This is a genomic window from Carnobacteriaceae bacterium zg-C25, from assembly GCA_017945845.1.
Taxonomy (GTDB): Bacteria; Bacillota; Bacilli; order Lactobacillales; family Aerococcaceae; genus WM01.
Genome location: CP072828.1, coordinates 474,807 through 488,090, shown reverse-complemented (window position 1 = coordinate 488,090; position 13,284 = coordinate 474,807). Strand labels below are relative to the sequence as shown.

11 protein-coding genes are annotated in these 13,284 nt (G+C 36.6%); 1 reads left to right on the top strand and 10 read right to left on the bottom strand.

All coding sequences use genetic code 11. The features are described from left to right. Positions 1 to 48: 48 nt before the first annotated feature. Positions 49 to 2,493 carry a DNA topoisomerase IV subunit A gene (gene parC / locus J7S27_02350; GenBank protein ID QTU83378.1) on the bottom strand — a complete coding sequence of 815 codons (2,445 nt, stop codon included), beginning with the start codon at positions 2,491 to 2,493 and terminating at the stop codon, positions 49 to 51. Continuing rightward, positions 2,493 to 4,577, bottom strand: coding sequence for a DNA topoisomerase IV subunit B (parE, locus tag J7S27_02345; GenBank protein QTU83377.1), 2,085 nt, complete (start codon positions 4,575 to 4,577; stop codon positions 2,493 to 2,495). Before parE ends, parC begins: the two co-directional genes overlap by 1 nt. Before the next feature lie 310 nt (positions 4,578 to 4,887). Here parE and J7S27_02340 point away from each other — a divergent pair, with 310 nt between their 5' ends. Beyond that, positions 4,888 to 5,058, top strand: coding sequence for a hypothetical protein (locus tag J7S27_02340; GenBank protein QTU83376.1), 171 nt, complete (start codon positions 4,888 to 4,890; stop codon positions 5,056 to 5,058). Between the two features lie 3 nt (positions 5,059 to 5,061). Here the strand turns inward: J7S27_02340 and J7S27_02335 are convergent, their stop codons facing one another. From J7S27_02335 to J7S27_02300, 8 genes are all read right to left on the bottom strand, one after another. Next, positions 5,062 to 5,604 carry a hypothetical protein gene (locus J7S27_02335; GenBank protein QTU83375.1) on the bottom strand — a complete coding sequence of 181 codons (543 nt, stop codon included), beginning with the start codon at positions 5,602 to 5,604 and terminating at the stop codon, positions 5,062 to 5,064. 8 nt (positions 5,605 to 5,612) lie between these two features. After that, complete coding sequence (locus J7S27_02330) at positions 5,613 to 5,972, bottom strand: hypothetical protein (protein QTU83374.1); 360 nt, start codon at positions 5,970 to 5,972, stop codon at positions 5,613 to 5,615. Between the two features lie 336 nt (positions 5,973 to 6,308). Beyond that, positions 6,309 to 7,718, bottom strand: a complete 1,410-nt coding sequence (gene ffh / locus J7S27_02325; GenBank protein QTU83373.1) for a signal recognition particle protein — start codon at positions 7,716 to 7,718, stop codon at positions 6,309 to 6,311. Beyond that, a complete protein-coding gene (locus tag J7S27_02320; GenBank protein QTU83605.1) occupies positions 7,718 to 8,056 on the bottom strand; it encodes a putative DNA-binding protein in 339 nt (112 codons plus the stop codon). Before J7S27_02320 ends, ffh begins: the two co-directional genes overlap by 1 nt. An 89-nt stretch (positions 8,057 to 8,145) precedes the next feature. Next, on the bottom strand, positions 8,146 to 8,448 hold the full coding sequence (locus J7S27_02315) for a DUF898 family protein (GenBank protein ID QTU83372.1): 303 nt from the start codon (positions 8,446 to 8,448) through the stop codon (positions 8,146 to 8,148). A gap of 8 nt (positions 8,449 to 8,456) precedes the next feature. Further along, positions 8,457 to 10,247, bottom strand: coding sequence for an oligoendopeptidase F (pepF, locus tag J7S27_02310; GenBank protein ID QTU83371.1), 1,791 nt, complete (start codon positions 10,245 to 10,247; stop codon positions 8,457 to 8,459). A gap of 268 nt (positions 10,248 to 10,515) precedes the next feature. Continuing rightward, positions 10,516 to 12,537 (bottom strand): Stk1 family PASTA domain-containing Ser/Thr kinase, encoded by a 2,022-nt coding sequence (gene pknB, locus J7S27_02305; GenBank protein QTU83370.1) that lies wholly within the window; start codon positions 12,535 to 12,537, stop codon positions 10,516 to 10,518. Continuing rightward, complete coding sequence (locus J7S27_02300; protein QTU83369.1) at positions 12,538 to 13,281, bottom strand: Stp1/IreP family PP2C-type Ser/Thr phosphatase; 744 nt, start codon at positions 13,279 to 13,281, stop codon at positions 12,538 to 12,540. Positions 13,282 to 13,284: the final 3 nt, after the last annotated feature.

Sequence of the window (13,284 nt, the reverse complement as noted above, 5' to 3'; positions counted from 1 at the left end):
ATGACTACCTATATTTTAACATAATAGGTAGCCATTTTGACTGTATGATTAATTTGTCACTTCATCTTTTTTGTGAATCACACTACTGATGCCATGACTTAAAATGGCACTTCCGTTGGAATATCGGTCTAATAAAGGTACTTTCATCCCCTCTATAGTTACCGTTTCACCGTTTTCACTAATTAATTCAAATGTGTCTCCTGATTGAATCACATTGGACACATAAACAAATGCATACGGATTAGATTTCAATTCTTTCAATAAAACTAATCCACGTTTAGCACGACCTAACACATTAACATCTAATACATTCAATCGTTTTGCTGTACCACGTTGTGTTGCCAATAACACTTGTACTTTTGTTTGCGTTGTTGGGTTAAACACTACCCCACCCACAACATTATCGTGAGTTTTTAAGTTCATCGATTTCACACCAGATGCTTTTAATCCAACCACTGGTACTTCATCTAACGCGTAACGCAACCCAAATCCTTGTTGCGATACTAAGAACACTTCGTCTGTTTGGCTCGGCTCAAACTGAACGTGTGCAAAAACAACTTGTGCATCATCTTTGACTTTCATGGCTGTAGCTGTTTTTGATTTGTAACTTCTAAAGGTCACAAAATCACTTAATAGTGTTCGTTTAATCATACCATCACTTGTTGCTAGCGTTACCGTTGCATTTGGTAATTCCTGACCTGTAATCACAAATGCCGCTACAATGCTTTCTTGAGCGTCTAATGCAATTTGTTGTGAGAGATGATCGCCTAAATCTTTCCATTTTGCTTCCGGCAATTCGTATACCGGTAAATGAATATAATTTCCTTTGGACGTCAATGCAACCAATGTATCAAGCGTTGTCACCACATCATTAAAGATTACTTCATCACGTTCACGCACACCCGTACCTTCGCCATTTGATGCCGCAACCGAACGCAAACTAATGCGTTTGTAGTATCCACCACGTGTCACAACAACTTGTACATCTTCTTGCGGAATTAACACCGTCGTTTCGATTGTAATGTCTTCAACTTCATGCTGAATATGCGTCAATCGTGGCGTATTAAATTGCTTTTTCAACGCCAGCAATTCTTGTTTCAACACTTTTGCCAATACTTTGTTGTTGTTTAAAATCATTTCCAAAGAAATCACTTCTTCGTTCAAGTCTAGCTTTTCATTTTGTAAAGCAGTGATGTCCGTATTCGTTAAACGATACAATTGTAAAGACACAATCGCTTCGGCTTGGCGCTCACTAAATTGGAACGTCTCCATTAAATTATGTTTAGCGTCTTTTTTATCACTTGAATTACGAATAATTGCAATGACTTCATCTAAAACAGATAGTGCTTGAATTAAACCGTCCACAATGTGTAGACGTGCTTTTGCTTTTTCTAAATTAAACGTTGAACGACGTAAAATCACATCTTTTTGATGATCAATATACGCTTGTAAAATTGTTTTTAAGCCAACTTGTTCTGGTCGGCGATTGTGAATTGCCACCATATTAAAGTTATACGACATTTGCAAATCAGTATGTTTAAAGAAATAATTTAAAATCCCTTGTGCATTCGCATCTTTTTTCAATTCCACAACAATTTGCATACCGTTACGGTCAGACTCGTCACGCACTTCAGCAATGCCTTCAATTTTTTTATTGATACGAATTTCATCCATGCGTTTAACCAACACCGATTTATTCACATCAAAAGGAATTTCGTGAATGACAATTTGTTGTTTACCGCCACGAATATCTTCAATGCTCGTTTTGGCACGCACAACAACACGACCACGGCCCGTTTCATACGCTTCTTTCAACCCTTCATAGCCCTGAACAATTGCACCAGTTGGAAAATCTGGTCCCTGAACAAATTGCATCAATTCTTCTACACTCGCAGACGGATTTTCTAATGCGTAAACAGTCGCATCAATCACTTCACCTAGGTTGTGTGTTGGAATTTCAGTGGCATACCCTGCCGAAATCCCCGTTGAACCGTTTACTAACAAATTAGGAAATCTGGAAGGTAATACGGTAGGTTCTTGTGTCGTATCGTCAAAATTTAAAATAAAATCAACGGTTTCTTTATCAATATCACGTAACAATTCATCGGATAGTTTGGACAGACGCGCTTCAGTATAACGCATTGCTGCGGCTGAATCCCCGTCCATACTCCCGTTATTTCCATGCATTTCAATTAATGTTTCCCGTAATTTCCAATCTTGACTTAAACGCACCATCGCATCATACACACTCGTATCCCCGTGTGGATGGTAGTTGGCAATCACATTACCAACTGTTTTAGCCGATTTTCTAAAATTTTTATCAGATGTGTTACCGTCCATATGCATAGCATATAAAATACGACGTTGTACCGGCTTTAAGCCGTCACGAATATCTGGTAACGCACGGTCTTGAATAATGTATTTTGAATAGCGACCAAATCGATCACCCATGACTTCTTCAAGCGTAATTTCTTTAATTGCTGTATCCACCATTAAAAGTCACCTCCAAATAAGTCTAATTGTCCGTATTCGCCCTCATCTTTTGTAGCGTTAGATGTTGTTTGTGATGATTTTGTGCTTGAAGCAGTTGATACTAGCGATTGTTCTTGTTCCCCGTTTTCCAACTCTTCTTGCGCAACTGATAATAACGTATCGCCTTCTTCCAAGTTAAATTCAACATGGCTTTCAATCCATTTACGACGTGGCTCTACTTTATTTCCCATCAACGTTGTAATGCGACGTTCCGCTTTAGACACATCATCTACTGTTACACGAATCAGTGTACGTGTTTCAGGGTTCATGGTTGTATCCCATAATTGATCGGCGTTCATTTCACCCAAACCTTTGTACCGTTGAATCATATAGCCTTTACCCATTTTTTTAGTGGCTTTAGCCAATTCATCATCAGTCCAACAATACTCAATTTGTTCTGTTTTCCCTTTTCCTTTAGACACTTTATACAACGGTGGCATCGCTAAATAAACTTTCCCCGCTTCAACGAGCGGTTTCATATAACGATAGAAAAACGTTAAAAGCAATACTTGAATATGCGCACCATCGGTATCCGCATCCGTCATAATAATGACTTTATCGTAGTTGCAATCGTCAATCGTAAAATCACTACCAACGCCTGCACCAATGGTATAAATAATCGTATTGATTTCTTCATTTTTCAAAATATCCGACATCGTTGCTTTTTCAGTATTAATGACTTTACCACGCAACGGCAAAATCGCTTGAAATTTACGATCACGCCCTTGTTTTGCAGAACCTCCGGCAGAATCTCCCTCAACTAAATACAATTCATTTTTTTTCGCATTTTTACTTTGTGCAGGAGTTAATTTACCAGATAATAATGTTTCACGTGCATTTTTCTTTTTACCATTACGGCTTTCTTCACGAGCTTTACGCGCCGCATCGCGTGCATCTCTAGCGCGCAACGCTTTTCGAATCAATTGTTGTGCTAATTCACCATTTTCGGTTAAATAAAAACCAAGTTGTGAACTCACTAAATTATCAACAATACCACGCGCAGCGGGCGTTCCTAATTTATCTTTTGTTTGTCCTTCAAACTGTAAAATTTCTTCAGGAACACGAATTGATAAAACGGCTGATAACCCTTCACGAACGTCACTACCTTCAAGATTTTTATCTTTTTCTTTTAATAGACCTGATTTGCGTGCGTATTCATTAAACGCTTTTGTCAGTGCTGTTTTCATACCAACTTCGTGAGATCCACCATCTTTCGTACGCACATTGTTTACGAACGATAAAATGGTTTCAGAATACCCATCGTTATATTGAAAGGCACACTCTACCTCGACACCGTCAATTTCACCTTCAAAGTAGGCAACATCACCTAAAATATCTTTTTCTTCATTTAGGTAACCGACAAACGCTTTAATCCCCGCGTCAAATAAAAACGTTTCGGAAATATCACTACGTTCATCGGTAATGCTCATCGACAAACCTTTTAATAAAAACGCTGATTCTCTTAAACGTTCACTCAACGTTTCATAAACAAATGTATGTTTCCCAAAAATTGTCGCATCTGGTTTAAAATGAACCGTTGTTCCAGTCGTTACACGGGGCGTTACTGTTTCTTGTAATTTCCCAACCGGTACGCCCCCGTTAGCAAATGATTGCTTATACGTTTTACCGTCACGCGTCACAATAACATCTAATGCACTTGACAACGCATTCACAACAGAAGCCCCTACACCGTGCAACCCACCTGATGTTTTATAACTACCTTGCCCAAATTTACCACCCGCATGCAAAACGGTAAAAATAACTTGAATCGTTGGAATCCCTGATTTGTGCATACCTGTCGGCAACCCACGACCATTATCTTTAACGGTAATACTATTATCTTTATGTATCGTCACATCAATCTTTGTGGCAAAACCTGCTAACGCTTCATCGACTGCATTGTCCACAATTTCATACACTAGGTGGTGTAACCCGCGCCCATCCGTTGAACCAATATACATACCCGGACGCTTACGAACGGCATCTAAGCCTTCCAATACTTGAATGGAATCATCATTATATTGTGCTGTTATTTTTTTCGCCATGTCAATAGAATCTCTTTCTTATAGTCATTACACTTTGACACATTCAAAGTCCTTTTCATCATACTTGTTTTTTTTTAAAGAATCAATCAAAAACGTTTATCGCATAAATGTTCTATGCTTTCCAACACTACCTTATAGATTAACCATTCAGCATATGTATATCACACTTTTTATAATTTAAGCGCTAGAGCATCAGTATCTATTTTAAAACAAAAACGATAACGAAGAACATTTCTCGTTATCGGCTAATAAAGTCGCTTAATTTTTGGTCACCAATACCATTTGACATAGAATCGAAAATTCAAATTGCTTGATTAGACGATGGTTCCCAAAAGGCACAACAACCGTTACTCCTAACGAAGTAACGGCTGTTGAACAATGGATAAATCGTTATCCACGTAAATTATTTAATGATGTATGTCCTTATGACTTGCCTGAAGTGGCTAACTTACTATTGTATTTTGCATTTTTCAAAATATAAAAATCAATCTTGTAAACTCTTTATCCAATTTTTAAAAATAATTAAATTATCCACCAATTCAGAAAATTTACATTTAATTATAAATTTTGTATCAATTTTTTCACATTTTAAAACGGGTTTGAAATATTCATCTCCCCAAATGGTTTCATCTAAATCAATTTGAATAAATACATCACCTTTTTCGTTCATTTCTCCCTTTATTCCATATAAATGTTCCCAATATTCATCACATTCATTGGTATACCACTTTTGAAACCACACAATAAGTGATATTAATTCTTCATCTAATATGTTTAAAGGAATTTTAAAAAAATCTAAGATATAGATAAATAGTTCTAAAAGATTTGTAGAACTACCTTTTGTTTCTAAACGGTTACCATCAATGACTTGTATCAAAAAATCACTATCTGAAATAGAATTTCTTCTTACAATTATTCTCTCTATACTCAATAAATATTTTAAAAAAATAATTATTCCCCATCCAGGATTGTCATAGGTTATAAACTCAACATGGTCTATTTGTTGAATATCAATTTTTTTTATCATAAGTTCTCCTAATTACCCGGTATTTCCCACGATTCAGGAATACGAATATCACCTGGGGTACCTTTATCATGAACATGTGGAGTGTCTATTTTTTTATTAATAAGAGAATTAGTATGTCCCGCACCAATCCCATCATAGCCTTTTACTTCTTGAAAACCACTCGGATTATTGAAAACCTGTCGCATTATCGGTGTTCCATCAATATGAATCCAACCATAGACATTTGAATTTTCATGAATTTGCCTTTGTAGACATGCATGCGTTTGATTGTGTATCTTATCATTTGGCATATAAAAAAGAATATGACTACCGATAAAAAAGCTAACGATTACAATGAGTAGCGCACTCGATAATAAAACTTTTTGCACTATATCACATCCTTTTTCATAAATTAAAAAATCGCTAAATTTCAAACCTTTTTATATATTCATCAATAAAAGCACTGTCACAGCATTGAAACTTTTTCTTTTATTTCTATAAATCATTTTTTCCTAAACTTTTCTTAAATGATTAACATTTTTTAGGCTACTATCTATTCATTATAATTAATTCAATCATTCAAAATTTTTTAAAATTAAAAATGTGTCAAATTGACAGTATTTGTATATGTTTATTGTCTTGGCATAACTTAATTATAAAAATAGCAACCATAAAGTTAAATGTATCTATATAACTTTATGGTGCTATTCACTATCACTTAAATACTATTTTTTCTTTTTCTTTTTATTCATTTTGCGCATCATTTGTTTCATGGCGAGTTTACCCAGCTTACCTTTAACACCGTTGCCCATCAATCCTTCTAGCGCACCCATATTGCCTTTTGTCATGTCACTCATCATTTTACGTGATTCGTTGAATTGTTTAATCATTCGATTCACTTCCATAAGCGTTCGTCCACTCCCCTTAGCAATCCGTTTGCGTCGTGATTGCGTTAATGAGTCAGGATTGGCACGTTCACTTGGTGTCATGGATAATACAATGGCTTTCATATGCGCCATATCTTTTGGATCAATTTTAACTTTATCAATGCCCGGCATATTACTCATACCCGGAATCATTTTTAACAAATCTTCTAATGGACCCATATTTGCCATTTGATCCATTTGAACGATGAAGTCATTGAAATCGTACGTGTTTTCACGCATTTTTTCCGCAACACGTGCCGCTTCTTTTTCATCAAAATCAACTTTAGCTTTTTCGATAAGGGTCATTAAATCCCCCATACCTAAAATACGGCTCGCCATACGATCTGGATGGAAAATTTCTAAATTATCTAATTTTTCGCCTTGACCGGTAAATTTGATTGGTTTACCAATCATTTGACGAATCGATAGCGCCGCACCACCACGTGTATCACCATCTAATTTTGTAATGACAACCCCTGTAATATCCAATCGCTCATTAAAGGATTGCGCAACGTTAACGACATCTTGACCCGTCATTGCATCAACGACTAGAAGAATTTCTGTTGGTTGAGTCGCTTGTTTAATTTGTTCTAACTCTACCATCAATTCTTCATTGACGTGTAAACGACCCGCCGTATCAATAATAACGACATCACGACCTTCAATTGTCGCACGTTCTACGGCTTGTTTGGCAATTTCAACCGGACTAACGGTATCGCCCAAACTAAACACAGGCATATCCAATTGTGTACCAATTGTTTTTAACTGTTCAATCGCCGCTGGACGATAAATGTCACCCGCCACTAATAACGGACGTTTGTGATGTGATTTTTTTAAGAAATTCGCAATTTTACCCGCAGTCGTTGTTTTACCTGCCCCTTGCAAACCAACCATCATCACAACAGTTGGTGGTTTAGGACTAAATTGTAACGGCGATTGTTCACCACCCATCACAACGGTTAACTCTTCATTAACAATATCTAAAACTTGTTGCGCTGGTGATAACGCTTCTAAAATGTTTGACCCGAGCGCACGCTCGTTTACTTTTTTAACAAATTCTTTAACGACCTTGAAGTTAACGTCGGCTTCGAGTAATGCCAGACGCACTTCACGCATCATTTCTTTTAAATCGGATTCCGTAATTTTCCCTTTTTTACCTAGTTGTTTGACCGCGCCTTGCAAGCGTTGTGATAAACCTTCAAATGCCATTAGTTGTCTCCTTGCTGTAGTTCATTGATGAGGTGTTGTAACGTGCTATCATTTGGATAATGCGCTTGTTGATAATCCAATAACTTTTCAATAGCATGTTGTTGATATCGGAATTGTTTGAGCATTTCCAATTGTTCTTCGTAATGCAATAACAACTGCTCCGTACGTTTAATATTATCGTTGACAGCTTGCCTACTAACACCGAGCTCTTCGGCAATTTCACCTAACGATAAATCTTGTTCGTAATACAACTCCCAATAATCTTTTTGCTTTGGTGTCAATATGTCTCCATAAAAATCATATAATAAAACCATTTGCGCTGACTTTTCGATTTCCATCATGACACCTCCATTTCATATACCGCCATTATACCATATTCTATTCAACAACAAAACGGAGAAATGATTACCATTTCTCCGCCTTCATTTTATTGCATATGTGTATGCATCGTTAGCCATTGTTCCATTTTAATTTTCAACCAAAATCCGTAAATACCGAATGTAATAATCGTCAATAAAAACCATTTAATCCACTGACCAAATAATTGTATCGCCGTTCCATCAAAATATAAACGTTGTCCATCAATAACGGTATGCTTTATTTTCCAACGGTGCATGTGTACAATTGCCCACGGTGTACAAATTCCTAAAGTAAATACCGTAATCGCCACAGCAACTAAACTATGAACGATATAACTGAATAGTCCACCATCAAAATAACTTTTCTGCATTCAATCTCCTAACCTAATAATTGTTCTAATTCGTTTAAGCGACTTTCAAATACTGCTAGCGCTTCTTCAATATACGTGCGTTGTGTCATATCAACACCAGCTTTTTTCATCACTTCGATTGGGTAATCACTAATACCTGCTGATAAGAAACCAAAATATTTATCTACCGCTTCTTGTCCTTGTGTTAAAATACGATGCGCCAATGCAGAAGCTGCGGAAAATCCGGTAGCGTATTGGAAAACATAATAGTCATAGTAGAAATGCGGAATACGTGCCCATTCACGTGAAATAAATTCATCCGCAGCAACACCGTAATATTTCTCGTTTAATTTACCATAAGATTCCGTTAAAAAGTCATTTGTTAATGGTTGACCATTAGCATCTTGAACATGCATAAAATGTTCAAATTCAGCAAATTGTGTTTGACGGAATACCGTACCTTTTACACCATCTAAGTAGTGGTTAATAATATAAGCACGTACTTGTGGGTCTGTTTGTGTTTTTAATAAATATTCAGTCAATAGATTTTCATTAGTTGTTGAAGCAATTTCCGCTAAGAAAATTGGATAATGCCCGTATTGATAAGGTTGTGATTCGTGTGTTAAATAACTGTGTAAACTATGTCCTAGTTCATGAACTAATGTATATAACTGATCAACAGAATCGCGCCAGTTCATTAAAATGTATGGGTTAGTGTCATAGTTTCCTGATGAATAAGCACCAGAACGTTTACCTTCATTTTCTTCCCAATCAATCCAACGCTCATCAAAAGCACGTTGTAATAATGCAACGTATTTTTCACCTAACGGTGCTAACGCTTTTAATGTTGTTTCTTTTGCTTCTTCAATTGTAAATGAAATTGGTGCTTCACCAACGATTGGTGTATACATGTCATACATTTTCAATTCATCTAATTGCAATGCTTTTTGACGTAACGCTAAATAACGGTGAAAGACTGGTAATTTTTCGTTCACCACATCTACTAATGTGTCATAAACACTTTCTGGTACGAAGTTTTCGGATAGTGATGCTTCACGAGCGGACTTGTACCCACGAACTTTTGCGATGTAGTTATGTTGTTTTACTGTCGTTTTCAATGTTGAAGCTAGTGTATTTTTCACTGTCCCGTATGATGTATACAATGTTTCATACGCTTCTTGTCTTAATTGACGGTTTGTCCCTTCAATAATTTGTGCGTACAATCCGTTTGTTAAACGTTGTTTATCCCCTTCTAAAGTGGTTACTTCTGGGTGTTTTAAATCGGCATTATTTAATTGTGCGAATGTTTCTGCAGAAGCATTTAACACTTCAGCAGCACCTGCTAACAATTCTTCTTCACGTTCAGATAAAACGTGTGCACGTTTACTTGTCATGCGTTCAAAATAATGTTTATACGCTGACAATTCAGCATGTGATGCAATAAATTCATCTAATTTTTCTTGTGGCATTGCTAAAACTTCTGGTTCCACAAATGAAATGGCTGTTACCAATTGCACGTATGCACCATATGTTTTTGCCATAATTTCTTGATACACACCGTTTGCTGTGTCTTGGTCTTCTCTTAAATGCGCATAAATATAGGCTTTACTAATACCGCGCATCACCTCTTCAATTAATTTTAATCCATTGTAAAGATGATCTGCACTTTCAGATAATGTGCCTTTTAAAGCCACTAATTCTGGAATGCGTGATACCGCCTGTTTAACGGCTTCTTGTTGTTTTTCATCACTTTCAAAAATTGAACTCAAGTCCCATGTTAATTCAACAGGTACTTCGTCACGTTTTAATTGTTTTGCCATAGTAAACTCCTTAACATTTAATGATTAGATTATAGTATACTTTCTTTATTCGGTCAAAAATTTCACCTTACCTTTTAAAACGACGCATCATTTATGCCTATGCCGTTTCACGCATCGATTAAAACGTGTTAAATTAAAATTGACGTTGTATCATTTTTAAAGTTGGTGGCATAAGATACTGCATAGAACAATTTAAAACCGCTATAATGAGCCAAATCATACGCCAAAAGAGCAAAGCCAACGCCTTGCTCTTTTCGTTTATATACTTTTATTGTCCCGTTGAAACAGTAATCGTCACTATTTGACCTTTTTGTAGAACCTCACCAGCACGTACAGATTGATCAATAACTGTACCAACTGGATACGTTGTCGATGTTTTTGTGACGTAACTTACTTTTACACCTAAATTTTGTAAATGGGATTGTGCAAAAGTACGTGTCGATCCAACTAAATTTGGCATTGTTAATTGTGGTCCTGTACTCACTGTTAATTTTAAGGTAACGGCATTGCCATTACGGACAATTTCTTGCTTCATTACTACATTTTTTTCATGTGTTTGACTAGCTTCTTCTTTAATTTCAACCGGTATATTGACACCCGCCAATTGAGATTGCACCGCACTTAATGGTTGATTTACAAAATCAATTTGTTTGGCTACAACTAATTCAATGGTTGTTGTTTTTGGATCTACTTTTGATCCGGGTGCTACACTTTGTGAAATGATTTCTCCAGCACTCACACTATAATTGATCGATTCTGTCACAACAATTGAAAATCCAATTTCTTTTAATTGGCTCACCACTTTTTCATATGGTTGACCACGATAATCCGAAACCGATGTTGCCCCGGTACTTACCGTCAATCGTACAACCGTATTTTCTGTCGTAATTTTTGTACCACTTGGAATGCTTTGTGAAACAACCGACCCTTGTGGAATCGTTAAACTCATTTCTTCGACACGTTCCACAATGAACCCATCCGCAATCAATTCGTCATACGCTTGTGTATACGTTTTTGAAACGTAATTTTTCATCGTTTTTGCAGTTTTCCCCGAGCTAACGACCAATTTAACGGCTGTTCCTTGCGCTACTTTTTGTGCAGCAGATGGACTAGTCGAAATAACACTATCCTTTTTAATCGTATCGTGTTCTTGATACTCCACTTGTGAAATGTTCAACCCTAATTCACTCAACGTCTTAGTCGCTTGCGCTTGTGGTTGGTTGGATAAATCGGGAATACTCACCTCATCTTTATGCAATAAAATGAAAAACGCTGCAACAATTGAGCCAACTAGCAATAGTCCTAAAGCGCCTAACCAAATCCTTAACCATTTCTTTTTCTTTCTTGTTTCTGTTGGTGGTGTCGGTGTAGCCGCCGTTGAATTGGCTTGTTGAATTGGTCGAACCATTTCTTTTGTCATATCCAACGGTGTTGGTTCATTATATTTTGGCTCGTTCATTACTTTAGCATCCATACACCGTTCTAGTGCAACAAACATCTCTTGAGCAGACGAATAGCGGTTATCCGGTTGCTTCGCACACGCTTTTAAAATAATATTTTCAACACTTTGCGGAATATCTTGTTTCGCATATTTTTTCACACTCGGAAGAGCTTCTTGGAAATGTTTCATTGCAATCGATACTGCCGAATCTCCCGTAAACGGTACATTTCCCATAATTAGCTCATAAAAAATAATACCCAATGCATAAATATCCGATTGATTGGTTGCACTGTGTCCTCGTGTTTGCTCGGGTGATAAATAATGAATTGACCCAACCAACGTATTCGTTTGCGTCATACTCGCTTCATTTAATCCCGTTGCAATACCAAAATCGGTAATTTTTAAATCACCTGAACGATCAATTAAAATATTTTGTGGTTTTAAATCACGATGAATCAAGCCACGACGATGGGCATAACTTACCGCCTGTACAATTTGTTTCATCATTTCAATCACTTGCAACAAGGATAGTGGATAGTTTAAACGTAAATATTTTTTCAAGTCCATACCATCGACATATTCCATGACAATATAATGATATGGGCCTTCACTATCTACATCAAACAATTGCACAATATGTTCATGATTCACTTCACTAATCGCACGCGCTTCTCGATGGAACCGTTTTAAAGCACGTTCGTCATCAGCAAAATCATAGCGCAACACTTTAACAGAGACGTCTCGCTTCAAAAATAGATCTTCCGCCAAATAAACATGCGCTGTCCCGCCACTGCCAATTAAACTTTTCAATTTATAGCGACCATTTAATATATATCCTATTGTCAGCATCTACTCGCCTCCTTTTTGCTCAACATACGCTAAAATCACACTAATATTATCTCGACCACCGTTTACATTAGCACACTTAATTAAATTATTGATTTGTTCATACGGTGTCATGCCCTGATTTAAAATTTTAATGATATCTTCTTCAGAAACCATATCACTTAGACCGTCCGAACACAACAAAATAATGTCATGCACTTTAAGTGTCACTTGTGTAAAATCAATATCAACATACGATTCATTCCCAACGGAACGTGTAATCACATGACGCATTGGGTGTACCAGTGCTTCTTGTGGTGTAATTTCACCTTTATCCACTAAGAAATTAACAAGTGAATGGTCTTTTGTAATTTGTTGCAAATAAGGATAACGATAAATATACAATCGACTATCACCAACATGCGAAACAACAAGTTGATTATCGTCAATACTTGCACAAACTAAAGTTGTTGACATCCCTTTTAAATCTGAAAATGATTGCCCTTTTCGATGAATATCCGAATTAATGTAATTCACATGATACTCGAACCACTGTTTCAATTCTTGTGCTGTCATGCGTTCTGTTTGTTGCCATTGTGTTGTTAAATAATTAACACACATCCCCGAAGCAACTTCTCCGAATTGCTGACCGCCTACCCCATCACATAAAATAAACAAAGGCTGATCATGCTGATTAAACGCGGTTTGAATCGCATCTTCATTATTGACACGACGTTTACCAATGTCTGTTTTCATTATTATTTTCATGAA

What these genes read in the sequence shown, in the direction of transcription:
- parC (QTU83378.1), bottom strand. Translation starts at nt 2,493, where the DNA reads ATGGTGGATACAGCAATTAAAGAAATTACGCTTGAAGAAGTCATGGGT.
- parE (QTU83377.1), bottom strand. Translation starts at nt 4,577, where the DNA reads ATGGCGAAAAAAATAACAGCACAATATAATGATGATTCCATTCAAGTA.
- J7S27_02335 (QTU83375.1), bottom strand. Translation starts at nt 5,604, where the DNA reads ATGATAAAAAAAATTGATATTCAACAAATAGACCATGTTGAGTTTATA.
- ffh (QTU83373.1), bottom strand. Translation starts at nt 7,718, where the DNA reads ATGGCATTTGAAGGTTTATCACAACGCTTGCAAGGCGCGGTCAAACAA.
- J7S27_02320 (QTU83605.1), bottom strand. Translation starts at nt 8,056, where the DNA reads ATGGAAATCGAAAAGTCAGCGCAAATGGTTTTATTATATGATTTTTAT.
- J7S27_02315 (QTU83372.1), bottom strand. Translation starts at nt 8,448, where the DNA reads ATGCAGAAAAGTTATTTTGATGGTGGACTATTCAGTTATATCGTTCAT.
- pepF (QTU83371.1), bottom strand. Translation starts at nt 10,247, where the DNA reads ATGGCAAAACAATTAAAACGTGACGAAGTACCTGTTGAATTAACATGG.
- pknB (QTU83370.1), bottom strand. Translation starts at nt 12,537, where the DNA reads ATGCTGACAATAGGATATATATTAAATGGTCGCTATAAATTGAAAAGT.
- J7S27_02300 (QTU83369.1), bottom strand. Translation starts at nt 13,281, where the DNA reads ATGAAAATAATAATGAAAACAGACATTGGTAAACGTCGTGTCAATAAT.